Source organism: Bacillus haimaensis (genome assembly GCF_048270625.1).
GTDB lineage: Bacteria > Bacillota > Bacilli > Bacillales > Bacillaceae_I > Sutcliffiella_A > Sutcliffiella_A haimaensis.
In genome coordinates, this window is sequence record NZ_CP158164.1 from 3,316,089 (window position 1) to 3,341,841 (window position 25,753).

General features: G+C 46.7%; 18 protein-coding genes. 7 read left to right on the forward strand and 11 right to left on the reverse strand.

The window, feature by feature from the left end:
• Positions 1-29: 29 nt before the first annotated feature.
• From ABN702_RS16920 to ABN702_RS16930, 3 genes are all read right to left on the reverse strand, one after another.
• The gene (locus ABN702_RS16920) at positions 30-1,160 is read right to left on the reverse strand and encodes a S1C family serine protease (RefSeq protein ID WP_417897932.1); all 1,131 of its coding nucleotides are present in this window, start codon (positions 1,158-1,160) and stop codon (positions 30-32) included.
• A gap of 13 nt (positions 1,161-1,173) precedes the next feature.
• Entirely contained in the window at positions 1,174-2,364 is a 1,191-nt protein-coding gene (locus ABN702_RS16925) for a zinc-ribbon domain-containing protein (protein ID WP_417897933.1), read from the reverse strand.
• A 615-nt stretch (positions 2,365-2,979) separates the two neighbouring features.
• Positions 2,980-4,185: a DEAD/DEAH box helicase gene (locus tag ABN702_RS16930; protein ID WP_417897934.1), complete on the reverse strand. Its 1,206-nt coding sequence runs from the start codon at positions 4,183-4,185 to the stop codon at positions 2,980-2,982.
• Between the two features lie 149 nt (positions 4,186-4,334).
• On the opposite strand from ABN702_RS16930, the gene ABN702_RS16935 reads away from it, so the two are divergent.
• The gene (locus ABN702_RS16935) at positions 4,335-5,864 is read left to right on the forward strand and encodes an FAD-dependent oxidoreductase (RefSeq protein WP_417897935.1); all 1,530 of its coding nucleotides are present in this window, start codon (positions 4,335-4,337) and stop codon (positions 5,862-5,864) included.
• Between the two features lie 22 nt (positions 5,865-5,886).
• Here ABN702_RS16935 and ABN702_RS16940 read toward each other — a convergent pair whose 3' ends face one another.
• Complete coding sequence (locus ABN702_RS16940) at positions 5,887-7,164, reverse strand: ATP-binding protein (protein ID WP_417897936.1); 1,278 nt, start codon at positions 7,162-7,164, stop codon at positions 5,887-5,889.
• A gap of 463 nt (positions 7,165-7,627) precedes the next feature.
• Between ABN702_RS16940 and ABN702_RS16945 the strand changes: the two genes are divergently transcribed.
• Positions 7,628-8,596 carry an EAL domain-containing protein gene (locus ABN702_RS16945; RefSeq protein WP_417897937.1) on the forward strand — a complete coding sequence of 323 codons (969 nt, stop codon included), beginning with the start codon at positions 7,628-7,630 and terminating at the stop codon, positions 8,594-8,596.
• 47 nt (positions 8,597-8,643) lie between these two features.
• Here ABN702_RS16945 and ABN702_RS16950 read toward each other — a convergent pair whose 3' ends face one another.
• The 3 genes from ABN702_RS16950 to ABN702_RS16960 form a co-directional block, all read right to left on the reverse strand.
• Positions 8,644-10,056, reverse strand: a complete 1,413-nt coding sequence (locus ABN702_RS16950) for an alanine/glycine:cation symporter family protein (RefSeq protein ID WP_417900946.1) — start codon at positions 10,054-10,056, stop codon at positions 8,644-8,646.
• A gap of 521 nt (positions 10,057-10,577) precedes the next feature.
• Positions 10,578-12,383 carry an ABC transporter ATP-binding protein gene (locus tag ABN702_RS16955; RefSeq protein WP_417897938.1) on the reverse strand — a complete coding sequence of 602 codons (1,806 nt, stop codon included), beginning with the start codon at positions 12,381-12,383 and terminating at the stop codon, positions 10,578-10,580.
• Positions 12,364-14,106: an ABC transporter ATP-binding protein gene (locus ABN702_RS16960; RefSeq protein ID WP_417897939.1), complete on the reverse strand. Its 1,743-nt coding sequence runs from the start codon at positions 14,104-14,106 to the stop codon at positions 12,364-12,366. Before ABN702_RS16960 ends, ABN702_RS16955 begins: the two co-directional genes overlap by 20 nt.
• 672 nt (positions 14,107-14,778) lie before the next feature.
• On the opposite strand from ABN702_RS16960, the gene ABN702_RS16965 reads away from it, so the two are divergent.
• Together ABN702_RS16965 and ABN702_RS16970 are read left to right on the forward strand one after the other, a co-directional pair.
• Entirely contained in the window at positions 14,779-16,269 is a 1,491-nt protein-coding gene (locus ABN702_RS16965; protein WP_417897940.1) for an amidase family protein, read from the forward strand.
• Positions 16,266-17,633 carry a dipeptidase gene (locus tag ABN702_RS16970; RefSeq protein ID WP_417897941.1) on the forward strand — a complete coding sequence of 456 codons (1,368 nt, stop codon included), beginning with the start codon at positions 16,266-16,268 and terminating at the stop codon, positions 17,631-17,633. The genes ABN702_RS16965 and ABN702_RS16970 overlap by 4 nt, the downstream gene beginning before the upstream one ends.
• 409 nt (positions 17,634-18,042) lie before the next feature.
• Here the strand turns inward: ABN702_RS16970 and ABN702_RS16975 are convergent, their stop codons facing one another.
• Together ABN702_RS16975 and ABN702_RS16980 are read right to left on the reverse strand one after the other, a co-directional pair.
• On the reverse strand, positions 18,043-18,870 hold the full coding sequence (locus ABN702_RS16975; RefSeq protein ID WP_417897942.1) for a DUF4037 domain-containing protein: 828 nt from the start codon (positions 18,868-18,870) through the stop codon (positions 18,043-18,045).
• A 22-nt stretch (positions 18,871-18,892) separates the two neighbouring features.
• Complete coding sequence (locus ABN702_RS16980) at positions 18,893-19,999, reverse strand: D-TA family PLP-dependent enzyme (RefSeq protein WP_417897943.1); 1,107 nt, start codon at positions 19,997-19,999, stop codon at positions 18,893-18,895.
• Positions 20,000-20,133: 134 nt separating this feature from the next.
• Between ABN702_RS16980 and hpaB the strand changes: the two genes are divergently transcribed.
• From hpaB to ABN702_RS16995, 3 genes are all read left to right on the forward strand, one after another.
• Complete coding sequence (gene hpaB, locus ABN702_RS16985; RefSeq protein WP_417897944.1) at positions 20,134-21,573, forward strand: 4-hydroxyphenylacetate 3-monooxygenase, oxygenase component; 1,440 nt, start codon at positions 20,134-20,136, stop codon at positions 21,571-21,573.
• Between the two features lie 115 nt (positions 21,574-21,688).
• Positions 21,689-22,636 carry a glycerophosphodiester phosphodiesterase gene (locus ABN702_RS16990; RefSeq protein WP_417897945.1) on the forward strand — a complete coding sequence of 316 codons (948 nt, stop codon included), beginning with the start codon at positions 21,689-21,691 and terminating at the stop codon, positions 22,634-22,636.
• Positions 22,637-22,768: 132 nt separating this feature from the next.
• The gene (locus ABN702_RS16995; protein ID WP_417897946.1) at positions 22,769-22,966 is read left to right on the forward strand and encodes a YwbE family protein; all 198 of its coding nucleotides are present in this window, start codon (positions 22,769-22,771) and stop codon (positions 22,964-22,966) included.
• Positions 22,967-22,984: 18 nt separating this feature from the next.
• Here the strand turns inward: ABN702_RS16995 and ABN702_RS17000 are convergent, their stop codons facing one another.
• Together ABN702_RS17000 and ABN702_RS17005 are read right to left on the reverse strand one after the other, a co-directional pair.
• The gene (locus ABN702_RS17000; RefSeq protein ID WP_417897947.1) at positions 22,985-24,190 is read right to left on the reverse strand and encodes an MFS transporter; all 1,206 of its coding nucleotides are present in this window, start codon (positions 24,188-24,190) and stop codon (positions 22,985-22,987) included.
• 183 nt (positions 24,191-24,373) lie between these two features.
• Positions 24,374-25,750, reverse strand: a complete 1,377-nt coding sequence (locus ABN702_RS17005; protein ID WP_417900947.1) for an aldehyde dehydrogenase — start codon at positions 25,748-25,750, stop codon at positions 24,374-24,376.
• Positions 25,751-25,753 lie beyond the last annotated feature (3 nt).

Genomic DNA, 25,753 nt, shown 5'->3' on the forward strand with positions numbered 1-25,753 from the left:
GCTGCCAATGCAGTCAAGCGTCCCTCTTCTTATTCCACTTCTTCCCGCTCTTCGGACAGGATTTTCATCTGGTCGTTTTCAAGCCCCAATACAAATTTCACCTTGTACTTTTTATAGGTTACGCCTCTTTCCGAACGTTGCTGTACGGTTATAATCGTGACAACTTCCACCTTATCCCCGACCTTTTTGGTTAGAAGGTCTTCTGTTTCGATGGTGAGGAAATCAATATATCCCTCCCTGAAATCTTCATAGGCGGTTTCGGATTGCCAGCTGCTTCCCAGTAAGGAATAGGCTGTGACATAATCCCGGTAATTCAAGCTTTCATAGAAATAGTTGACGAGATATGTCGCAACATCCTCATTCGTCGATTCTGTTCCTGTATTGTTTCCTGGAGTGTCTCCTCCAATTTTCGGCAAGGACTGCATCGGAGATTCCGACCAGCTCTCCAATAAGGAAATGACATTGCCGAGTGGAATACTGAAGCCGATGACTCCTTTATCCATTGTTGCAGAATTGATCCCTACGACCTCCCCTGTAGTCGTATTAATAAGGGGGCCGCCACTGTTGCCCGGTGCAATGGGAGCAGAGATCTGAAAGACATCCTCATATTTGAAGGAATCTATTTCAAAGCTGCGTCCCACACCGCTGATGATACCGGTCGTAACCGTATTTTGAAATCCAAGCGGACTTCCAAGGGCGATGACCTCATCCCCAAGTTCCGCTTTCTTCGTTTTCGCAAGTCTCAGAGGCTCCGTTCCTTCGAGTTCCGGAACCCGGACGACGGCTACATCCGTATCGACACTTACTCCGATTACTTGTCCCGTCAGCTCTTTGGAGTCTGCTGTAACGACCTTTACATCCTTCGCATTCGGTACGACATGGGCATTCGTGATGACATCCCCTTTATTGTTATAAAGAAAACCGGAGCCAAAGGAACCGTCCGGCAGTTCGATTTTCACTACCAGCTTTTGGGACTCGAAGATAATCTCTTTCAATTCCTGCGGCACCTGCTCTTTTTCTTCAGGTTTCGTTTCTATATATAAGCTCGACTGTGCTGTCAGCTGCTTTGGAACTCCTTGTTTGATAAAAAAGTACCCATATGTTCCTGCCCCAAGGAGAACTAGGGTTACAATGACACTCACTATCCATCTTTTGTTCATCCCTGCACCTACTTTACTCTTCGACAAGCCATGTCATATTCTCTATCTCGACTGTTACGTCTTCAAAAACACCATAATAGTAATCTTCGAATTTAGCTTTTTCCCCAGGAGGCAATTTGTACGGATATACGGTGGTAAACCCGGTATCGAGTACCGTTTTATCCTTACTCAAAATATTATAGTAGACGGTGATGGAGGATACGGTTTTTGAGACAATGTTTTTCACTTCGCCGGTAATCGTCATTCCACCAGCATCGTCTTCTACATATTTTAAACCTACCACTTCAAGTGCAGCGTTTCGATTCTTCAGATCTTCTTTTGCTGCAGCTTCCATCGCCTTTTCGATTCTTTCCTGTTCCGCCAGTTCAAACTCTGTCTGGGTCTGCTCAATTTTTTCCTTCAATGATAATAGTCGTTTGTCATTGATGGCATATTGCAAGCCTTTGTCCGTTAAAGAAATGGCTTTTGTAAATTGTTTCTGCTCAAGCTCAGCTTCCGCATCGGTTGTCGTGATTTGAACAATCCGATTCAAGATCTGTTCTTTCACCGCTTTCCCTTCCTCTGAAGGAATGGCGGAAAGCACGGCAAGCTTTCTTGCCAATTCATCCACCGTTTTCAGCTGATCGAGTTCACTGTTGATTTTACCGACCTTAATCATCGTATCCTTTTCCGCAAGCTCTTTTCTGATCGGCTGGAACAACGGTCCGTTCAGTTTGGCAATCTTTTCGTTCAGACGGGTAAGTTCATTTTCCGCCCCTTCAAACTTTTTATCTTTGATCAGGGTATTGGTATTTTCCATTTCAGCCTGCAGTTCTTCTGCGATCATGACGACCTCCAGGTTGTTTTGAAGCACATAATATCGCGGCCTTAATTCGATTGCCGAGGACAGCTTTGACTTTGCCTGTTCATACTTTCCTTCTAAGGCAAGTTCTTCGGCGTTATCCTTAAGTGCAATAACCTCCGCATTCACATTCGTTTCATGGAAGTAGAACCAGCTCAGACCTCCGACGAGAAGGAAAAAAGCCACTAAAGGAAGCAAAAAGGGGATGATCATTCCGCCTTTTTTTCTGTTTCGATCTATTCCTCTGCCTTCCAATATTTCATTGTCATTTTTATGTATATCATCTTCTCTCAGGTTTGCACCGCAATTGGAGCAAAACTTGGCATCAGAAGAAACTTTTAATCCACAGTTGTGACAAAACATGTCGACCTAGCCTCCATAACTACTATTCTTTGACCATTTTACAATAGTTTCTTGTATAAATGTGAGATCTCTCTTTTAATCTGGCACTCTATATGATAGTAACTTTTTCCTTGATTGTGCTTTCTTTCCCTATCATACGGCATATTTCGGCAAATGTTAAATAATAGGGGGTGGATTCTACCGTTTTTTTGAAATTTTAATAAGGGAGCTAACTTGAAAATGGAGTGGATACTTTGAACACCCTGTTGGTTTCCGTTCCAGGGGTTCGCTTTCCGCGGGGCGGTGCTTGAGCCTCCTCGGCTTGCCTGCGGGGTCTCAAGTCTACCGCTGTCTCCCGCAGGAGTCTCACCCCTTGCACTGCAACCAACAGGGGCGGCTTGTAAAATATAGTGACATCATTCAGCTGTCGTTCAGTTTCCGTATGCAACTCAGACAGATATATCCAGTAAACCTTCAAACCTTCATTTCTACAAATATATGAATATGAAGCTAGGGGATTAGGAAATATTATGTCATCATTTCTCGGGAAATTGTGGTTTCACATGAAACATGTCGGATATTTCCATCTGGGTAAATGACAAAAAACTGCCTCAGTTGAGGCAGTTTTTTCTTTTCTTACTTTCTTTTCACTTTTGTTTTGCCGGCTGAGGGCTTCTTTTTGAATCCGCCTTTTTTTACGGGCTTCATGTCCTCTTCCTTGATCAGCTTGCCGCCGAACATGACTCTTTTATGAAGGGTGAGTCCGAGGTCTTTGGCAAATTGCTTTAGCTTTCGTTCTTCTCTTTCTGACACGATGGAAATGACCGTACCTTCCGCGCCTTGTCTTCCTGTACGACCGGAGCGATGCACATAGCTTTCCACTTCCTCTGGCAGGTCATAGTGGATGACATGGCTGAGTTCCTTGATGTCGAGTCCTCTAGCCGCGACGTCCGTTGCAAGCAGGACAGGGTACTCGTCCTTTCGGAAATTCTTCAATGCCGTCTCCCTCTCCTGTTTGGTTGATTCGGAATGGAGGGAACCGACGTTGAACTTTTTGAATAGCAGCTTCTCGGTCAGGACAGCCAGATTACCGATGTCGCGGACGAACCCAAGTGCCTTGATATTCTTTTCCTCACGCAGAATATTTGCCAGGACATTCGCTTTTTCACGTTGATCTACAACTACATAGATGTGATCCACTTTTGAAGGGGCCATTTCATCTTTTGTTACCTTTAATACAAACGGATCTCGCATAAATTGCAGGGCCTGCTTTTCCGTATCGTCCTTTAAGGTTGCGGAGCATAACAGTAGCTGTCTTTCCTGCATGGTCGACTTGAGAATGTTTTGGATCGTTTTGGTATGTTCCGGGATGAATAGCTGATCCGCCTCATCCATCACTATGGTCGTTACTTCATGCATTTTAATCTTTTTCATCTGAATCAGCTCTTGCAGTCTACCAGGCGTCCCGACAAGGATCTGCGGTTTCTTCTTCAGCTTTTCCACCTGTCGTTTGACATTGGCACCACCGATAAAAGAAGCACCGATAATGTCGCTTCCTTCCGTCCATTTCTGGATTTGTTCAAAAATCTGCATGGCAAGCTCCTTGGAAGGTGCTACGATAACGGCCTGTGGATGCTGCCTGCCAAGCTCTATTTTTTCGATGATAGGCAACAGGTAGGCCAAGGTTTTCCCTGTACCGGTAGGGGATTCTATCAGTACATCCTTGCCCTCCAGGATTGCAGGGATGGCTTTATCTTGTATTGGAGTTGGACTGTTGAATTCACTTTTATTCCAATTTTCCTGAATGAATGGTTGTAGGGATGTTATTACGGTTGTAGACATATACTTCTCCTTTATCACCCTCAAATGGGGTTTTCACATGGTTCTTTTCTCATTCTACCCTACTTGAGAGAAAAAAAGGAATACATACATGAATTTCTTCCCTTTTGGAAAAATTATGTACATGTTTGTTTTCAAGGAGGATTTACACTATGTCGGAACAAAATAAATTTGTAAAGTTGCCCAAGGGACCGGAACCATACTGGAGGGAGTCCGCTTCCCTTCAGTCCTTTTCTCCATTAAAAGAAGATACAGTGGCGGATGTCTGTATTGTCGGGGCTGGTATTACGGGAATCACCACTGCTTATCAGCTTGTGAAGGATGGCTATAACGTCGTTCTGCTTGATGCTGATCGAATATTAAATGGAACGACAGGACATACAACGGCAAAAGTGACAGCTCAGCATGGATTAATCTACGATGAGCTGATCGGGCATATCGGTCAGGAAAAGGCGAAGCTCTATTATGAAGCCAACAATGATGCCCTTCACTATATTAGAGACCTTGTCAATCAAAAGCATATGGAATGTGACTTCAGCGACCAGGATGCGATGATCTATGCCACTACCGAACAGGATAACAAGAAAGTCCTGATGGAGATGGATGCCTATCATAAGCTTGGTATTTCTGCTGAATTGAATGAGAAGGTCCCATTTGCCGTACCGACAAAAAGCGTGTTGGTAATGAAGGATCAGGCCCAGTTCCATCCCCTTCAATATTTGAAGTACCTAGTGGATGCTATCGTAGAAAAAGGAGGTAGGATCTACGAACAGACGGTTGCTACGGATGTAGAGGAGTCACCTGAGCTGCGTGTGGTGACAAAGGGCGGCTCCAATATCAAGTGTAAGCATGTGATTGCATGCTCCCACTTCCCATTTTACGATGGGAAAGGCTTTTTCTTCACAAGAATGTATGCAGAGCGTTCCTATGTTGTGGCAGCTAAAACGGATAAGGCATGGCAAGGGGGCATGTATCTTAGCGCCGGACAGCCGACGAGGTCCTTGCGCTCTGTTACCATTAATGGCGAGAAGTATCTTCTGATTGGCGGCGATGGCCATAAAACGGGACAGGGCAAGGACACTATGAAGCATTATCAGGCATTAAAGGATTTTGGAGAAGAGGTCTTTGGCATCCAGGATATTGCCTATCGCTGGTCCGCGCAAGATCTTTATACGCTTGATAAAGTTCCATATATCGGGCGAATCACATCCGGCAAATCGAATATATTCATTGCAACCGGATACCGCAAATGGGGGATGACCAACGGTACAGCAGCGGCACTATTGCTGCAGGACCTTGTTAATGGAAAGAAGAATAAGTATGAGGATCTTTTCACCCCTTCCCGCTTTGTGGCTGATCCGTCATTGAAGAATTTTTTCAGCTCCAATATGGATGTTGCCAGTCATTTGGTGGAAGGAAAACTTGACCGTCCAACTAAAACTCCGGATGAGCTCGGCTTGGACGAGGGTGGCGTGGTTTCTCTTAATGGTCGCCGTGCCGGTGCGTATAAGGACGAAAAAGGGGAACTTCATTGCGTGGATACTACCTGTACCCACTTGGGTTGTGAAGTGGAGTGGAATCATGGAGACAGAAGCTGGGATTGCCCTTGTCACGGCTCGAGGTTCTCGATTCATGGTGATGTACTCGAGGGCCCTGCAGATAAACCGCTTGAGAAGCTGTAAGACGAAAAACGGTGCAATCCGGCTATACGGACTGCACCATTTTTTTCTCCTTGTTTCTTGTGAAATCAGGAAACACAACCTTGACCTCGGTCCCTTTCCCCAATTCACTTGCATAAGACACCTTCCCGTTCATCGTCTCTATGATACGCAGCGAGACTGTTGTACCAAGTCCGGTCCCTTTATCTTTTGTACTATAAAAAAGTGTTCCGATGCGTGCGAGCTGTTCCTTCGACATGCCTTTTCCATTGTCCTTGACGATGATTGTCGTTTCGTTATTGCTGACAAGCAGCTTAATAAACACTCTTCCCTCTTGCTGGGTGGCCTCGATTGCATTTTTAATGATGTTGACGAGCACTTGCTTCAGCTGGTTTTTATCTGTATCCATATAGAGATTCTTTTCAAGATAGCTGTCAAGGGAGACACCGCTCTTGATTGCCAAGGGGTTCAACAGCATCATGACCTCTGTTATCAATTCTGCCAGGTTGACCTGCTCTATCTTTTTGAATTCAGGCTTGGCAAAGTTCAGGTAGTCATTGATGATGGATTCCGCCCTTCCCAATTCGCTGAGGACAAGCGGGATATAAGGGTACTTCCTATCCTCTTTTTGCATGAGCTGAAGGAAGCCCTTCACCACCGTTAAAGGATTCCTGACTTCATGTGCAATGGACGCGGCAAGCTCTCCAAGGGTATTCAATTTTTCCGCCCTCATGATCTCGCGTTTCATCAGTTCCCTTTCCAGTACCGCTTCATGAAGCATGGAAGCAAATCCGACCCCGATCACCTGAATCAGACCGAACGGCAGGATATACAGCAGCAGGGATGCTCCACCACTAAATTCAGGCTGGGTAAAAAGGAAGGCCAAGAGAATGCTGAGCATCACGATGTCCGGCCATAGTCCGACAAGCACCGATAGCGTGATCCTTTTCTTTTTCGTACGAAGCCTATTAAATTTCCTCACCATCAAGAAAGGCACCAAGGCGGACAACAGGGCACTGATATAGCCGAATAGAAGGGCATCTCCTCCCATATAGGTCCTTGTGCCAAGAATGGCAGCCAGGACAATAAGCCCAGCCTTGGGACCTCCGTACAAGACAGCCAGAACAAGCGGTATATACCGCAAGTCCCAGAATAATCCATAATCATAGTATGCAAAGAGCAAGCAGAGACTCGCCGAAGCCCCCTGGAGAAGACCGATAAAATAAGGGGAACCGCTGATTCTATTGTTCTCGGAGACGACATAATAGATTAACACCGGTGCTAATATGATCAATACATGTAAGAGTAGTTTTTCTGCAAGCATGAGGGATGGCTCCATTCCTAATCATATGGCTCTGTTTAACACCGCTGTTGATTTCCGCAAAAGGCTACGCTTTCCGCGGGGCTGACGAGAGCCTCCTCGGCTTCGCCTGTGGGGTCTCCACTAAACGCCATCTCCCGCAGGACAAGGAAGGCTGCGGCAGCGAGACATCGCACGAAGAAAATGCTCGCATTTTCGAGGAGTCTCCGCCTTTTGCTCCAATCAACAGCTAGATTCTTATTAAATCAACACTAGACAGTAACAGAGCTAATCATATAAAGATAACTTACTAGCTTTTATGTTCGACAGGTTTAGAGAAATCCCTTGTTCATTCTTTAACATTCGATAACTTTCTTTCTCTTTCACACCAAACAGACCATTTATTCTACTTTTCACGATATTATCTCTCTATTTTGCAAGAATAATAGTAAAATTACCCTAAGAACTATTTAAGGAGGATGTCACCATGCATTGTATCGATTGCGGGGTTCCAAGTCCCATCGAAGAAAGCGGAACATTGATTTTGAAGCAATCCGGAGAAGATGGGCAGTATACATATACTTCACATAGAGAATTGGCCGACTACATATTGAGGTTGAATAAAGAAGGGGCATCCGATCAAACAATAGTGAAAACTGCCACGATGAATGGCTTTATTTCTCTTTCTTCCTTTGAGTTGATGGTGCAAAACTATGAACTTGTCAATCTGATAGCCGGCAATTCCTTTTCCACCCATTTTCAGCCTATCATCGACCTGCAAAATGAGTATCGCATTTTTGCATATGAATGCCTGCTGCGTCCTGTATCAGCTGGGAATCCCATATCCCCATTCAAGCTCTTTGAATTTGCTAGAGAGTCAAATCTGCATAACTATCTGGACCAGAAAGCACGGGAGCTCTCGATTGTTTCAAGCAGCAAACTAGGTGTATCGCCAGAAGTGAAATTTTTTATAAACTTTCTCCCTTCTTCCATCTATAACCCGGAGTATTGCCTGCAGCATACCTTCCACATTGTGAATAAGCACAGCATTTCTCCCGACCAGCTTGTGTTTGAAGTGGTGGAATCGGAAAAAATCTCCAATATCGAACATTTGGAATCCATTTTTACTACCTACAAAAAATCGGGAATGCAGGTCGCTTTGGATGATGTAGGTTCCGGATACTCCACTTTGGATGTCCTACAGAAGCTGCAGCCTGATTTTGTGAAGGTGGATCGATCCTATATCTCGTTCTGCGATACAAACCAGGATAATCAGCTCTTTTTAAAGAAAGTTCTCGAGATCTCCCAAAAGCTCGGCATTAAAGTCTTGGCAGAGGGAATCGAAAGGGCGGAAGAGTTGGAATTTTGCCGAGAAATCGGCATCGACTATGCTCAAGGTTATTATATTGGAAAGCCTAGTGCAGAACCGGTAGTCCCTCAATTTGAAACCGTATAAGCAAAAAAAACGACAGTCCCTGTTTAAGAGGGTCTGCCGTTTTTATGTTAGGACACTTTTTCTTTCTTTTCCTCTTGGTAGTCCTCTGTCCAGAATTCAGCGTTTTTGATTCCCAGCTTATCCGGATTAAAGACAGGATCAAGTCCTTGCTTTTTCTGCTCATCATAATCCTTCAGCGTTCTTAATGCAGGCTTGGCCAGGATCAGGATGGCGACCAGATTCAGCCAGACCATGATACCAAGTCCAATATCACCTAAAGCCCATGCGATCTTGGAGTTATTTACCACACCATAGTACGTGGATGCCAAGAGAACTACCTTCAACAAGAACATTGGAATGGCATTGTTTCGTCCACGTACAAGATAGGCAACATTCGTTTCAGCGATATAATAGTAGGCCATGATGGTCGTAAAGGCGAAAAACAACAGGGCGATACCTACAAATCCTGCACCGAATCCAGGAATGGCGGATTCAATGGCCGCTTGTGTATAGGCAGGTCCAGCATCTACATTTGCTCCCAGGTTGTTGGTGATAAAGCCACCTTCAGGATTTTCCACATTGTACATCCCTGTGAAAAGGATCATGAATGCCGTTGCTGAACATACAAGCAAAGTATCGATATAAACGGAAAAAGCTTGTACCAACCCTTGCTTCGCCGGATGGGACACTTCTGCCGCTGCTGCAGCATGTGGTCCGGTCCCTTGACCAGCTTCATTGGAATAGATGCCCCGTTTTACACCCCAGGCAATCGCCATCCCGATAATCCCGCCAAACGCGGAATCAAATGCAAATGCACTTCGGAAAATCAAACCGAATACTGCAGGAAGCTCGGTAAAATTAACCGCAATGATATACAGTGAAACGAGAATATAGGCAACAGCCATGAACGGTACAACATACTGTGCCACCGTCGCAATACGTTTTACGCCACCAAAAATGATGAGTGCAATAACTAGAACCAATCCGATTCCTACGTATGTCTTATTGGCACCGAACGCATTGCTTAGCCCATCCCCGATAGCGAAGGCCTGAACCCCAGGCATCAGAAGACTCATTGCCAGAATTGCAGAGCCGGCAAATAGGATTCCATACCATCTCCAACCGATTCCTTTTTCTATGTAATAAGCCGGACCGCCTCGGTATTCACCGTCTTGCTTCACTTTATAGATCTGCGCCAATGTGGATTCGATAAAAGCACTCGAAGCTCCGATAAACGCAATCGTCCACATCCAGAATACCGCTCCAGGACCACCCATTGCAATGGCCGTTGCCGTACCTGCAATGTTACCCGTTCCCACACGTCCCGATAATGATATCGCTAGTGCCTGGAAGGAAGATACGCCAGCGCTTGATTTCTCCCCGGAGAAGATATTCTTGATCATATCTTTGAAAAGTCTAACCTGTACTACCCTAGTAAGAATCGTAAATAAAAGTCCAACACCCAAACAGAAAACAATCATCGGTGTGCTCCAGAGAATCCCAGCTACTTCCCCAAATGCACCTTCGAGCCAAAGCTTCCACTTTTCCAAGAAAACGTCCCCCTCACGATACGTAATTTTTAGAATTTTCTTTCTATGTTTTTGGATTATAAAGCAAATTGTACTAATACACAATGCTCAAATCCTCCCAAACTTGTTACCTCTTCACCACCTGATCTAGTAATTTTCATTAAAATTTGAATAATCTATTATTTTATTCATAGTCCTTTTCCCTTAATTTTGAGGGAATAATCCTATTTTGAAAAAAATTATGTACAGTTTTGGGTAATTTGTAGTGTTTTGTTGAAATAGGGATTGCTTTCGGGACTATTGTTCTTTTCGATTGGGCAAAGTTGTGTAATATTACAGGGTTAACGAATCATCTGTCCGGGTGCCTGGCCCCCTTCCCTAGTAATTTATCCACTTTACAAAAAATCACATCTAACCGCACAAAAAAGCCCAGCACATCGTCCCAACAACCGACGACACACTGGACTTTTTCTTTAACCGACTTCCTTCTTCAACTGACTCGTAAATAGGTCATAGTAAAACCCTTGCTCCTCCAGCAGTTCCTCGTGGGAGCCTTTTTCAATGATTTCGCCCTCTTTCAGAACGAGGATCTGATCCGCTTTCTGAATCGTGTTCAGCCTGTGCGCAATGACAAAGCTTGTTCGCCCTTCCATCAGGCGCTGCAAGGCTTCCTGGATTTTCATTTCCGTGATGGTGTCTATGCTGCTTGTCGCTTCATCGAGCACCAGGATTGTCGGGTTGGCGAGGACCGCCCGCGCAATGGAAAGCAGCTGTTTCTGTCCTTGACTGATCCCGCTGCCATCCTGCTTCAGTTTAAAATCGTACTGACCAGGAAGCTTTTTGATAAATGTTTGAGCATTGGCAAGCTTTGCCGCCTCTTCCACTTCCTCGTCGGTCGCCGTCAATTTCCCATAACGGATATTCTCACGGATTGTTCCTTCAAACAGAAACGAATCCTGCAGCACGAAAGCCATATGCTTACGAAGACTCGAGCGCTTTATCCTATTAATCGGATGGCCATCAAGCAGAATGCTGCCGCTATCCAGATCATAAAAGCGCGATATCAGATTAATGACCGTCGTTTTCCCTGCTCCGGTTGGTCCGACGAATGCTACCGTTTCCCCGACGGATGCATGGAAGCTGATATTTTTTATCGTTGTATCATCATCGTCATAGGAGAAGGAAGCGTCAATGAACTCAATTTCTCCTTTAACTGATTCCAGTTCGATCGCTTCTTTTTCATCACTTGCCTCTTCTTCTTCATCGAGCACATCGAAAACTCGCTCCGCCCCTGCAACCGCCGACAGCAGGGTATTGAATTGGTTGGCAAGATCATTCAACGGCCTTGTAAATTGACGGGAGTACTCGGCGAAAATGACGATGACCCCGATGGTTATTCCCATGCCATTCAGCGCCATGATGCCCCCGACTCCGGCAATAACTGCAAAGCTCAGGTTGTTCAGCATATTCATCAGTTTCGGGATGAAGCCTGAATAGGTCTGGGCCCAATAGGCACTCTTTTTCAGACGCTCGCTCTTCTCCAGAAACTCCGTCATGACCTTATCCTCCTGGGAAAAGGTCTTGACGATGCGCTGACCGGAAATCGTCTCTTCGATATAACCATTCAATTCTCCAAGATTGCGTTGGGTCTGCTTAAATAGCGGCCCGGTCCGTGAAGTGATCCACCTCAACCCGAAGAACATGACAGGCACGATCACCAACGTAATCAATGTCAGAATCGGACTAAGATAAAGCATCACTGAAACTGTTCCGACCAATGTCAATATACTTGAAAAAATCTGTATCACCGAACTGTTCAGGGTGGAGCTGACATTCTCCATGTCATTGGTCACCCTGCTCATAAGCTCTCCATGCTGCCTTTTATCAAAATACGGAATCGGCAGCTTATGCAGATGCTGAAAAAGCTGGGTCCTCATTTTATAAACGGTATCTTGTGCGATCCCGACCATCCAGTAGTTCTGCAGCCAGGTGGACAGCGAATAAAAGATATAGATGAACACAAGGCCGATCAGGACGTTGATAAGTCCTGTGCTGTCTCTTTCCACAATATAATTGTCAATGGCCATTCCTACAATGAAAGGTCCCAATAATCCGAGGGCGGAGCTTGCAAGTACCATCAACAGCACCAAGGAGAGCAATCCTTTCCGCTCGCCAAGATACATCCAGACCCGCTTGATCGTCCCTTTCCAATCCTTTGCTTTCGGCTTTGGATCGGCCTTATTCTGAACGGCGGCACTACTACTTATACGCTTCGGCATGCTCTGCCACCTCCGCTCCAAATTGTGATTGATATATGTTCTGATAGAGAGTCGAATGTGCTAGAAGATGTTCATGACTGCCCTCTTCCAGAAGCATTCCATCTTCGAGCAGCAAGATTTTATCCGCTTCCATTGCGGTACTCACTTTTTGCGTAATGATGAAAGTGGTGCAATCATACTTCCGCAAGGCTGTCAGAAGCTTTCCTTCCGTCTTCAGATCCAGTGCACTCGTACTGTCATCAAGCATCAGGATCTTCGGCTTTCTGATTAAAGCCCGAGCAATCGATAATCGCTGCTTTTGTCCACCGGATAGATTCACACCCTTTTGCCCCAGCACTGTTTCGTATTTATGAGGCAGGCGGTCGATTGTCGCATGAATCTGCGCATCCTTTGCCGCCTGGATGATTTCCTCCATGGATGCATCCTCTTTGCCCCATGCAAGGTTATCCCTGACAGACCCTGAGAAAAGCAGCGCTTCCTGCGGGACATATCCGATCTGTCTGCGAAGATTTTTCAATGGCAGGTCGGTAATATCCTTTCCATCAACGGCAATGACACCTTCGTTCACATCGTATAATCGCGGCAGTAGCTGGAACAGGGATGACTTCCCGGCACCAGTAGCTCCCATGATGGCAACGGTCGAGCCCTCTTCCGCGTCAAACGTGATGTTTTCCAGTACTGGAGTATCGGTGTTTGGATAACGGAAAGATACGGAACGGAAGCTTACTTCGCCCTTAAGCACCGCACCACCCCCTTCAATTCCCTGCTTGTCGATAAGATCCACTTCCTCATCCAGGACATCAGCAATTCGGTGTGCCGAAGCTTTTGCACGGGCAAATGCCATGATAATAAAGGAGATGATCGATAGGGCTCCGGTAATTCTCGTGGCGTAGTTTACAATCGCAACCACTTCCCCCACCTGGACGCTTCCGGTATTCACGCCTGCACTTCCAAACCAGAGGACTGCCAGGATGCTCAGATTCATGATCAACAGAAGGATCGGCATCGTCATTTCCATTAGCCGCAGCGCGGAAACAGTCTGATCCTTCAAATCCTCACTTGCATGGTCAAAGCGCTTGATCTCATGATTTTTGCGCAAGAATGCTTTGATCAGACGGATTCCTCCAAGGTTTTCACGCATCACATTGTTCACACCGTCCAGCTTTTCCTGAACCGCCTTAAACAGCGCTCCCCCTCTTTTCATCAGCCACATAAGGAAAACAAAAAGTACCGGCACTCCAATGACAAGGAATAATGCCAGTTGGAAATTGACAATCAGTGCCATGACTACGCCACCGATAATCAAAAGAGGTGCACGCATCATGATGCGCAAGCTCATGAATACGGTATTTTGAACCTGTGTCACGTCGTTGGTCATTCTTGTGATAAGGGATGACGTCGGGAAAAGGCTGAAGTTTGCGAAGGAGAAGGATTGAATCTTCCCATACAGCCCCTTCCGGATGTCATAACCGAAGTTTTGTGAAACATGTGCGGCAAAGAAGGAGTTGATGACTCCGGCCAGGAAAGCCAGAAAGGACATTCCGACCATGATGCCTCCCCACTTCATGACCACTCCCAGATCCTCCTGCAAAATGCCGTCATCAATGATTTTCGCCATCAAGAGTGGATGCAACAGCTCCACGACAAGCTCTGTAAGCATCAGCATCAGCGCTATCCCAACCGCCAGCTTATATGGCTTTAAAAAAGAAAAAACTTTCCCCATGTGTCTTGATCCCCCAAACTGTTTGCTATGTTTAGTCTATGTTGAAAACTGTTTCCGCATTAATTTTTGCTCTACGTATGAAATGCAATCACGCATTCAAACGCTCCTTCGTGCTCTTTTCCTATTGAATAACTGTAGAAGGGTAGCAAATTGCCTAATTGTAGAGAAAAAATCCAAAAGCCGATTTTTTCTTGAGTCAACTGCCAACGATGTGTTAGAAAAGAGCTTTGTTGAAACAAATGAATCTAAATAATATTCAATCAAATACTTCGTTTAGCTAAACGAATATCTTGAATTATCACCTTTTTTTACTATCATACCTTTTTTACTATGTTTTTTAAATAGTTTGAATTATTATTATGAAGTATAAAGGAATATTTTTTATTTTATAGACTCTGTTAGACACCGCTGTTGATTTCCGCAAAAGGCTGCGCTTTCCGCGGGGCTGACGAGAGCCTCCTCGGCTTCGCCTGTGGGGTCTCCATTAAACGCCAGCTCCCGCAGGACAAGGAAGGCTTCGGCAGCGATACATCGCACGCAGAAAATGCTTGCATTTTCGAGGAGTCTCCCCCTTTTGCTCCAATCAACAGCTAGTTTCTTATTAAATAAACACTAGACAGTAACAGAGCCATTTTATAAAAACCAAGTTGAAAATCAAAGGAGGAAGCGGCTATGTACCATCCAAAGCTTGCTGGGCTAGTGAATGAATGGTTGCCAGAAGCGACCATCGAGCAACTGCAGGAGGCGCTCGAGAACGGGGAAGTCACCTCAAAAGAACTGGTTCTTATGTACCTTCATCGAATCGGGCAGCACGATAAAAAGGGGATCGCCCTGAATTCGATTCTTGAAATCAACCCTGATGCTGTTTTCATTGCCGAGGCACTGGACCTCGAAAGAAAGCGAAAAGGTGCAAGGGGACCTCTTCACGGCATCCCTGTTCTCGTAAAAGACAATATCGATACAGGCGACCATATGCATACAAGTGCTGGATCGGTTGCCTTGGCTGAGCATAACGCTGCGGAAGACTCCTTTGTTGCCAAGCAGCTCCGGGATGCCGGCGCCATCATCCTTGGGAAAACGAATATGACGGAATGGGCCAACTTCATGACGAAAAATATGCCTAGTGGCTACAGCTCCCGCGGCGGACAAGTATTGAATCCTTATGGACCTGGCCAGTTTGATGTCGGCGGATCAAGCAGTGGTTCGGGTGCTGCGATCGCAGCGAACTTTGCAGCAGCTGCTATCGGCACGGAAACTTCAGGATCCATCCTTAGTCCCGCAAGCTTGAACTCACTAGTCGGAATCAAGCCGACAGTAGGTTTGATCAGTCGCAGGGGCATCATCCCGATTACATACAGCCAGGATACGGCAGGACCTATGGCGCGGACCGTAACGGATGCAGCGATTCTTTTGAGTGCACTCACAGCAACCGATGACAAGGATCCCGCTACCTTTTCGAATCCAAACCCCGGCCTATTGTATACCTCTTTTCTTTTAAAAGAAGGATTGCATGGCATGCGAATCGGTATTGCGCGCGACCCATTCTTTACGTATCTTTCTGATGAAGAAGCACTTGTCATGGAAGAAGCGATTGCCTGCCTAAGGGAGAATGGAGCGGTGGTTGTAGATAAGGTCAACATTCCTTTTGCAAAAGAGAAATGGGACTACCACACGCTTTTCTATGAATTCAAACCGAGCCTGAACGCCTATCTGAGCAAGACCGGCCCACATGTACCGGTCAAAAGCCTGAAGGACCTGATCGCCTTTAACAAGCAAGACTCCGGCAAGATGCTTAAATACGATCAGACCGTTCTCATAGAATCCGAGAATCTTAGCGGCACTTTAACGGAGGAAGAATACCTGGTCAGCAGGGAGCGGGACCTGTATAGCACACGAGAGGGCGGCATTGATGCTGCTATGGATGGGTATGAGTTGGATGCCATCCTGACTCCAAATAATTTTGGTGCAAGTCTTCCTGCCAAAGCCGGATACCCTTCCATCACAGTTCCGGGCGGCTACACGAAGACAGGCAAACCGGTTGGTGTGACCTTCACCGCTAGAGCATACGAGGAAAGCACGCTGATCCAGCTCGGCTATGCTTACGAGCAAGCGACCCTATACAGAAAAGCACCTGTTTTACAAAAGAAGGAGGTAAAAGCATGACCTTTCAAACCTATATAGAAGAACAGCGGTCCAAGCATTTGGAAGAGCTTTTCGAGTTGCTCTCCATCCCTAGCATCAGCGCACTACCTGACCATAAGGAAGATACACACCGTGCAGCGGAATGGTTCGCATCAGCACTGCGCAATCTTGGCATGGACAATGTCGAGCTCTATCCGACAAACGGCCATCCTATTGTCTATGGAGAATGGCTGAAGGCACAAGGCAAACCGACTGTCCTCATCTATGGCCACTACGATGTTCAACCGGTGGATCCGCTTCACTTATGGGACACAGCACCTTTCGAGCCTGCCATCCGTGAGGAAAGCATCTATGCCCGCGGAGCCAGTGATGACAAAGGCCAAACTTTTATGCACCTAAAGGCACTTGAGGCTATTCTGAAGACGACCGGCACCCTTCCGTTCAATTTCAAGATATGCATTGAAGGCGAAGAAGAAGTAGGCAGCCCGAACCTGCCAGTTTTCATCGAGGAAAAGAAGGACATGCTTGCTGCAGATGTCATCGTTGTTTCAGACACGGCGATGATGGAAGAGGACAAGCCAACCATCTGCTATGGCCTGCGTGGAATGTGCGGCTTTCAGCTGGATGTAAAAGGGCCGCGCCGAGATCTGCATTCCGGACTCTATGGCGGTGCCGTACAGAATCCGATACATGCTGTAGTCGAGCTTCTACAATCCTTTCATGACAAGGATGGTGTCATTACGGTCGAGGGCTTCTATGATAAGGTCGTGCCATTGACCGAGGATGAAAAGGCAGCCTTTGAAGCATTGAATGCATCAGAGGAAAGCGTCATGAATGAGGTTGGGGTAACCGAGCTATTCGGTGAGAAGGGCTACACCCACTTAGAAAGAACATGGGTCCGCCCGACACTTGAGGTGAATGGGATCTATGGCGGCTTCCAGGGTGAAGGCATCAAGACCGTTCTGCCATCGGAGGCACATGCTAAAATTACATGCAGACTTGTGCCTGACCAGGATCCGGACGAGATCCTCGAGCTTCTGCAAAAGCATGTAAAAGAACACACGCCACCTGGAGTTGAAGTGACAGTCAGCCTGTTCGACAAAGGCGCACCATTTGTCACGCCATTTGACCACCCAGCCATCCAGGCGGCAAGCCGTGCCTTTGAAAAGGTGTTTGAAGTTCCGACCGCCTTCACCCGCGGCGGCGGCTCCCTGCCGATCGTCTCCAACCTGGATGAAATCCTGAAAGCGCCAATCGTACTGATGGGCTTCGGCTTGCCGTCAGATAACGTCCATGCACCGAACGAGAACTTCAAGCTGAAGAATTTTGATAAGGGTCTGCTGACGCTCTGCTATTATTGGGAGGAGCTGGAGGGAGTTCTTTAATTTTAGGCTGTGTTAAACACCGCTGTTGATTTCCGCACTAGGCTGCGCTTTCCGCGGGCGGTCCGGGAGCCTCCTCGGCTTCGCCTGTGGGGTCTCCCCTGTCCCTTCCTCCCGCAGGACAAGGAAGGCTGCGGCAGCGATACATCGCACGAAGAAAATGCTCGCATTTTCGAGGAGTCTTCGCCTATTGCTCCAACCAACAGCTAGATTCTTAGAAAATCTATACTACTCAATAACAGAGCCTAATTTTATAAAACTGTCCGAAACGCCTTGTAACTGGCATTCGGACAGTTTTTTTTCTGGTGAATGTTAGATTGGTAGAAAAAATCGCCCAAAAATCCTCAATCATTCTATGCACTTGCATGCCAAGCTGTATTTACGTTTTCAGCCGCATAGCAATTTTTTCACATTAACTCGACCTAACAAACACGCTCTTTTCTCTAAATGTACGAAGGTCCATAAAAGGCATTTCTCTTTCCACAACGTCGAAAACATCCTTGATAGCCCCTTCTAGAACACGCAAGCCTTCAATCGGGTGAAGAACCAAAACCTCTTCCATTTTCTCTGTGAATCCAGCGGGCAGCACAGACATCCTTTCCAAGCTCTGCCTCTGCCATTTATAGGCTGGATGATGGACATACATCCGGTTCAAACCGAACATTGCACCCATAAGCTTCGATTGGACACTGGCCATCACCTGATAGAGCATAAGCCAATCCTCACGAAATAAGAGCGCTTCACGGTTCCCCCAACGGCTGCCAAAGTCCAGATTTTCGAGGATCATCTTTTCTCTCAGCGCTTCTGGATACACACTAATTTTATCCTTCAAATCCAAGAGCAGCTCATGCCCAAATAAAGGCTTCCCATCCTGAAAGGAAGCCACATTACATTGTAAGTCCAGGCATGTATCATGATGAAGCACCACTTCGTCAATAACCCTGGTGATGGTTTCAGATAAAAAGCTGCTGATCTCAAATTTCACGCCTTTATGCCAGTAGGTCTCTGACCACTCCTCGTCCTCATATTCATGGAAATCTATGATGTTCCCTTTCACCTTTTCGATTGGTGCCATTCTATCCTCGTCTTCCGGTGCCTCCCGCCAAAGAAGATGCAGCTCAATGTCTGAATAGGAATCCTCCCAATTGCGCGAGACGGATCCAGCAATCATGATCGCTTCCACCTTTGGATTCTCTGCATATACCATTGCCATTGTTTCGGCTAAAGATTTCAATTTCATACAATATCCCCATCTTCTATCATTATTTCCGCATCCCTCTCGCATCGACCTTCCAGGTGTCCACCACCCGATCCCCTTCCACCACGGTATATTCATCGAACTGGTTCACTACCGTGCAGGCATGGTTAGGGATGATTCGGACTTTATCGTTCAGCTTCAAGGATGGCTTTTCATCAAAAATGACCACCCCATGCTCCTCGGAAAGCCGATCGATCTTCAAATCCGGGTATCCGACTATATAGCCATAGCCTTTTACGGAATCCAGGCCATGTGCCCCTTTGTCGAGGCAGAGCGTTTTGCTTCCTGCATCAAGCACGATTCTATCCTCATACACACCAACAACAGATGCCAATACCGTCAGGGCACAGTCTGCGCGCGCAGCCACACCAAGTCCCACTTGAATGGCATCATAAAAGACTGCATTGCCTGGTCGCACTTCCGTAATTCCTTCCACTTTTCCGGAGATCTCGTAGGTCGGAGTCGATCCGACACTTCTCACTAGAATTGGTATCCCTGCCTTCTCACATGCTTCTGCGCTCTCCACAACCGCACTGGCCTCCGCAAGCGCAATCTCCTCGATTTTTTCTTTGGAGGCTGCTCCATAGGAATGTCCCGCGTGGGTGAAAATACCACCGACCCTCAAGTGTGATAAAAAGAGGACTGCTTGCGCCAGCTTTAGCGCCGCCTTGCCCGGTTCCACTCCGCATCTGTTCAAACCGCTGTTCACCTTGATCCACACTTCCAGGGAATGAGAAGTGGATTCGATCTCCTTTTGCAGCAGCTTGATCTGCTCGAGGCTGTCCACCGAAATTTTCAGGTCCACTCCCCTGTTCAACAAACCGATGACTTGCTTGATTTTTTCAGGACTGGATATCGGAAAGGCAATGAGTATATCCTTTATTCCGGCACTTGCCATAACGATCGCTTCCTCGATTTTCGCGGTCGTAATCCCGACAGCCCCACTTTCAAGCTGCAGCTCGGCAATTTTAATCGACTTATGGGTTTTAATATGCGGACGGAGTTTTAGACCATGGTCCTTAGCAAATCCGCTCACCCTGTGAATATTGGTTTTTAATTTTTGTAAGTCTAAAAGTAGGGACGGCGTGTCCACTTGATGGAAATCGTTCATGGATAAAATGCTCCTTCCAAGGTGCTTTTTTTTACAATATACCACACAATCCCATTTTTTCAGCCCTCTCTTTGCAAAAGGACAGAGCTCCCTGCATACATTATAGATAGAATTTCCGGCAAGGAGGACAAAGGATGGCTATTAGCAGCGGACAGCAATATATTGATCGCATCAACCGTTTACAATCGAATGTTTGGCATAACGGCAAAAAGGTTAAGGGGAATATCTCCGAGCATCCCGCCTTTTCCGGCGTGATGAAAAGCCAGGCCGCCTTGTATGATATGCAGCATGATAAGGATTTGAAAGATCTGATGACATATAAGTGTGAAAAAACAGGGGAACCTATCGGCACTTCTTTTCTGCGCCCCTTTAAAAAAGAGGACCTCGAAAAACGGAGAAAAATGATTCAGGTGTGGGCAAAAGCCTCATTTGGCATGATGGGGCGGTCGCCGGACTATAAGAACACAAACATCATGGCGCTTGCCGCCGCCTCTGATATCCTGGCAGAGCAAGGCCCGCAGTTCCCGCAGAACCTCCTGCAATTCTATGAATCTGCAAGCACAAAGGATCTTTCCTTTACCCATACCTTCATTGCGCCCCAGGTGAACCGGTCCTCCATGCACTTTGAATCGGATGATGATATCGTCGCTGCAAGAATCATAGATAAGAACGCTGAGGGAATTGTGATTAAAGGGGCACGCCTTTTAGCGACACAGGGTGGGATAACCGATGAAATCATCGTGTCCTCATCCGGGCTGAAAATGTTTGAAGAGCCTTACGCCTATGCCTTCAGCATCCCAAGCAATACGGAGGGGCTTAAATTCATCTGCCGGGAATCATTTTCCTATGACTCCTCCCTATTCAATCACCCCCTCGGCTCCCGTTTCGAGGAGATGGATACGGTCATCGTCTTTGATAACGTGCTCATCCCCTGGGAGCGTTTATTCGTGGTGGAAAATATCGAGGTCGCCAATAATCTGTATTCCAAAAGCAGCTTCAAGCCGCTTGTCCTGCATCAGGTGGTCTCCCGCCAAGTCATGAAGGCGGAATTCGTGCTCGGTGTGGCGCAGCTGATTGTCAACACCATTGCCATCGGGGAATATCAGCATGTAAAAGAAAAAATTTGTGAGATAATCATAGCCTTGGAGAATCATAAGGCACTTCTTCTCGCATCCGAAATCGGTGCCAAACCTGATAAGTGGGGAACGATGGTGCCAGACCTTGCACCGCTATCTGCCGCGACCCTGCAATTCCCTAAGGTCTATCCTAGATTCATGGAGATCCTCCAGCTCCTCGGTGCGAGTGGGCTCGTCAGTATTCCTACCGAATCCGACCTGAACTCCCCGATCAGAGGAGACATCGACCAATACTTCCAGGCAGCCTACGCCGATGCAGAAACCCGCATCAAGCTGTTCCGTCTCGCCTGGGACGTAAGCATGAGTGCATTCGGCTCCAGACAGACGCTATACGAACGCTTCTTCTTCGGGGATCCCAACCGCCTCACCCAAGGCCTCTACTTCGAATACAATCGGCATCAGATTGTGGAGGATGTGAAGAATGCGTTTAGTATTTAAAGAAGGGGCCTGACCCTCAGCGCTTTAAAGCTCTGAGGGTCAGGCCCCATATACATACTATTCCAAATATTTTATAATGAGAATAGAATGTTATGAGATTGCGGGGGGAACAAGGATGGCTGAAGTTAATATTCCTTTGAACAGGAAGAGGGGTTGGGCGCGCAAGGTGGGGCTAGGAGCCGGGCTTTTGGTGGCGATTGTTGTGTCCTTATGTTTGGTTTTCACTTTTAGTCCCATTAGCAAGATAGAAGAGAAGCCTTATTTCAAGAACGATCGGCCATTGGTCATTGCCCATCAGGGTGGCGAGCTGTTGGCACCTTCCAATACGATGGTAGCTTTCAGGCAGGCTGCTGACATGGGAGTCGATGTCATTGAAACGGATATACATATCACAAAGGACGGACATCTGGTTGCCATTCATGACCCGACTGTGGGCCGCACCACTGACGGAACGGGAACAGTGGCAGACATGATGCTAGAGGAGATTCAAGCCTTGGATGCGGGCTATCACTTTCAGGATCTGGATGGTGAGCATAGCTTCCGTGGAAAGGGAGTCTATATTCCCACTGTCGAGGAAATGTTTAAGGAATTTGGGAACATGCGCATCGAAATAGAAATCAAGGATAGCAATCCTCCTGACAACTATGACGAGATGGCCCAGAAGCTCTGGGAGTTGATTGAAGAATACGAGATGGAAGATAAGGTGCTCGTGGCAGCTTTTGATCAGGACATCATCAAGAAATTCGACTCCTATGCCAAGGGGCGTGTGGCGCTTGCTGGAGGAGAACAGGAGATCAAGAGATTCGTCATTTTCCATAAGCTTTTCATGCGAAACCTCTACCTTCCAGAGGTGGACGCTTTTCAGATCCCCCAGGAGCAAAGCATTATCGATCTTACAAACCAGCGGCTGATCAACGACGCACAGCGCAGCGGACTGCAGGTTCACTACTGGACCATCGATGACAAGGAGACGATGCGCTATCTGTTGGAACGGGGGGCGGATGGACTGATCACCAACCGCCCTGATCTCATGATCGAGCTATTGGATGAAATGGGGTATTGATAAGAACAGGAGCGACTCGGTTTGCTTTTGTTCCATTCATTTCAAATCCCCTACAAGCGGGACTTCTTACGGTTATGATATGATTACAAAGTAGTTCAATCAAACCTCAAAAGAATGGACGGGATTTACCAAATGAATGGACAAAATAGAACGGATATAAAACCGGGCCTATCTGTAAAGATCGTTTTGAAGCAGGATCAGCGGTCAGGCAAATTGACTTCTGGGGTTGTAAAGGATATCCTCACAAAATCAAGCTTCCATCCCCACGGCATCAAGGTCCGTCTTGAAGACGGACAAGTAGGCCGAGTAAAAGAAATAGAAAAGGCCTGAGCCCGCTGCTTTAGTACTTTATCGCAGCGGGGCCAGGCCCCTTTTTGTGTTCTTCTTTTTTCTTCCCTCCACCACTACAAACCACATGGCGAAGAGCAGGAAGATGCTTGAGATCTGGAAGAGGGTTGCTGTCTGGACGAATTGGGCGAGCACGCCGAAGATCAGTCCACTGAGTCCGATTCCAAGGTCGATGGATGAAAAGAACATGCCGTTTGCTACACCGCGGCGATTGTCCGGTGTCGTAGAAAGTGTCCAAGATTGCAAGGTAGGGATCAAGGAACCGAATCCTACACCAAACAAGGCGCCAGCAATGCCTATCATTGCGTCGGTGTGGGCAAAAGAAAGCACCCACATGCCGATGAAGGAGAGCGTCATACAGAAAAGCACAAGCCCTTTTGGACCATGAGAATCAAACCATTTACCAGCAAAAGGTCGAGAAACAGAGGCCATCACTGCATTGAACAGATAAAAAAGGAAAATATGCTCGATTCCTCTCTCCTCTCCGAAAATCACGATGAACGTCACAATCGCTCCATACCCGAAGGTCGCAACCAACGTGATAAACGATGGATACCAGCTTGATTTCTCCACCAAGGACCCTATATAGGAAAACTTCAAGTCTTCGCGCTTGGCTTCCTTCACTACATCAGGAGTTTGATAGTTTACGATTCCTAAAAGAACCAGCGCTATGACTCCGAGCACACCTGAAAGATATATCAAGTTGGAGAATGTTGTCACCTGATAAAGGAAGATTCCTAAGCTTGGTGCGATGATCATCCCAAGCGTGATCGATAGTCCGTAATACCCCATCCCTTCCCCAAGACGGGATTTCGGGATAACATCAACCGCAGCTGTGCCGTTTACTGTCGTCGACCAGCCCCATGCCAACCCATGAATAAAGCGGAAGCACAAGAAGATCACGACAACCTGGGACATGGGATAAATGATGGTAATCAATAGTAGTGCCACAGCACCGACAAGTACAAGTGGTTTTCTTGCTTTGAATTCCAGCAGGTAACCGATGAACGGTCTGCTCAGAACCGCACCGATCGAGAAAAGGGCGGTTACCAACCCAATTTCAAATCCGGTAGCCCCCAAGGATTTTATATAAGGAGGCAGCGTCGGGATCAGCATCTGAAAGCTCATGAAGACAAACAGGTTTCCGACCATCAGCATAATGAAGGATTTCGTCCACAACGGTTCCTTTATTTTTTTGGGTATCATTTTATACACCTTCCTAGACTAGTAAGAACATAAAAAGGAAAAACGAAAAATGAATCTCCACCAGCGAAGATCCATTTTTATGCGCACGTTTCCTACATATATATTTCGTATTCCTAAATATTAACACACCCGTCAGGAAAAAGGAATGACAAAATAGACCCAAACCTTTTGGAATATATCTCCTTACTTCATAATTTTCCTTAAAAAATTGATGCTTTTTTCCGAGTACGGTGGATAAATGAAGCTCAAGTTCACCTTGGTGCTCTTTTTCATGACACTTTTCTTATGTGAGAAGGTTTCAAAGCTGTCTTTTCCATGATAGGAGCCAATTCCGGACGGCCCCACTCCCCCAAAGGGCAGATTCGGATTGGTAAGGTGCGTCACCGTATCATTGATGCATCCGCCTCCGTAGGAACAGCTCTGGATTACCCGGTCCTCCACTTCGCTATTTTCCGTGAAAAGATATAATGCCAATGGTTTCGGCTTCGCATTTATCTGCTCGATTGCCTGCTGCAGATCGCCATACTCAAGGATAGGTAAAATTGGACCGAATATCTCCTCCTGCATCACCTTATCATCCCAGCTTACTTCATTCATCAGAGTAGGCTCCATGAACAGTTCTTCCCTTTGATGAGATCCGCCGGCAACTACCTTCCGCTCATCCAATAAGGAGACAAGACGGTCAAACTGGCGCTCATTCACAATGCGTCCATAGTCTCTGCTCTCTTGCGGGTTTTCCCCATAAAAATCCTTGATGGTCCTAACCAGATTTTTTACGAGCTGTTCCTTTACATCACGGTGGACGAGAATATAATCAGGAGCGACACATGTTTGTCCTGCATTCATGTATTTCCCCCATACGATTCTTTTCGCCGCTACTTCCAGGTTCGCATCCTTGTCGACAATACAGGGACTTTTTCCGCCAAGCTCCAGCGTGACTGGCACAAGATTCTCCGCTGCCGCCTTCATGACGATTTTCCCCACTTCGACACTTCCCGTGAAAAAGATATAGTCAAACGGTGCATGGATAAGCTCGGAGGTGACGTCCTTTCCACCCTCCATAACGCTGATATATCCTTCTTCAAAATTCTCCTGAATGATTTTGGCCATTACCTTTGAAACGTTGGGGGTGAACTCGGAAGGCTTGAGCAGGACACAGTTACCCGCGGCCATTGCTCCGATCATCGGCTCCATCACAAGCTGGAACGGATAGTTGAATGGACCGACTATCAGTACGGTTCCATAAGGCTCCGGATAGATATAACTTTTCGACCCCAAGTGAACGAGCGGCGTTTTCACCTTTCGCACCTTTGACCAATCTTTTACATGCTTCATAAAAAGACTGATGCTGTCCAATACAAAACCGATCTCGGAAGCATAGGCCTCAAATGCGGATTTTCCCAGGTCCTTCGTCAATGCCTGGTTCAATTCCTGCTCATGCTCCACAATCGCCTTTTTCAGCTTACCCAGCTGAGAAAGGCGAAAATCCACATCCTTTGTCCTGCCGGTCGCAAAGAAATTTCGATGCTGCTCTAATCTATGTAAAACGGTTTTCATTATAGC

Bases quoted from the DNA above. Each gene is read 5' to 3' on its own strand.
- ABN702_RS16935 (WP_417897935.1), top strand. From the start codon at position 4,335: ATGTCGGAACAAAATAAATTTGTAAAGTTGCCCAAGGGACCGGAACCA.
- ABN702_RS16990 (WP_417897945.1), top strand. From the start codon at position 21,689: ATGGCTGAAGTTAATATTCCTTTGAACAGGAAGAGGGGTTGGGCGCGC.
- ABN702_RS16960 (WP_417897939.1), bottom strand. From the start codon at position 14,106: ATGGGGAAAGTTTTTTCTTTTTTAAAGCCATATAAGCTGGCGGTTGGG.
- ABN702_RS17000 (WP_417897947.1), bottom strand. From the start codon at position 24,190: ATGATACCCAAAAAAATAAAGGAACCGTTGTGGACGAAATCCTTCATT.
- ABN702_RS16995 (WP_417897946.1), top strand. From the start codon at position 22,769: ATGAATGGACAAAATAGAACGGATATAAAACCGGGCCTATCTGTAAAG.
- ABN702_RS16920 (WP_417897932.1), bottom strand. From the start codon at position 1,160: ATGAACAAAAGATGGATAGTGAGTGTCATTGTAACCCTAGTTCTCCTT.
- ABN702_RS16945 (WP_417897937.1), top strand. From the start codon at position 7,628: ATGCATTGTATCGATTGCGGGGTTCCAAGTCCCATCGAAGAAAGCGGA.
- ABN702_RS16940 (WP_417897936.1), bottom strand. From the start codon at position 7,164: ATGCTTGCAGAAAAACTACTCTTACATGTATTGATCATATTAGCACCG.
- ABN702_RS16925 (WP_417897933.1), bottom strand. From the start codon at position 2,364: ATGTTTTGTCACAACTGTGGATTAAAAGTTTCTTCTGATGCCAAGTTT.
- hpaB (WP_417897944.1), top strand. From the start codon at position 20,134: ATGGCTATTAGCAGCGGACAGCAATATATTGATCGCATCAACCGTTTA.
- ABN702_RS16950 (WP_417900946.1), bottom strand. From the start codon at position 10,056: ATGATTGTTTTCTGTTTGGGTGTTGGACTTTTATTTACGATTCTTACT.
- ABN702_RS16955 (WP_417897938.1), bottom strand. From the start codon at position 12,383: ATGCCGAAGCGTATAAGTAGTAGTGCCGCCGTTCAGAATAAGGCCGAT.
- ABN702_RS16970 (WP_417897941.1), top strand. From the start codon at position 16,266: ATGACCTTTCAAACCTATATAGAAGAACAGCGGTCCAAGCATTTGGAA.
- ABN702_RS16930 (WP_417897934.1), bottom strand. From the start codon at position 4,185: ATGTCTACAACCGTAATAACATCCCTACAACCATTCATTCAGGAAAAT.
- ABN702_RS16975 (WP_417897942.1), bottom strand. From the start codon at position 18,870: ATGAAATTGAAATCTTTAGCCGAAACAATGGCAATGGTATATGCAGAG.
- ABN702_RS16965 (WP_417897940.1), top strand. From the start codon at position 14,779: ATGTACCATCCAAAGCTTGCTGGGCTAGTGAATGAATGGTTGCCAGAA.
- ABN702_RS16980 (WP_417897943.1), bottom strand. From the start codon at position 19,999: ATGAACGATTTCCATCAAGTGGACACGCCGTCCCTACTTTTAGACTTA.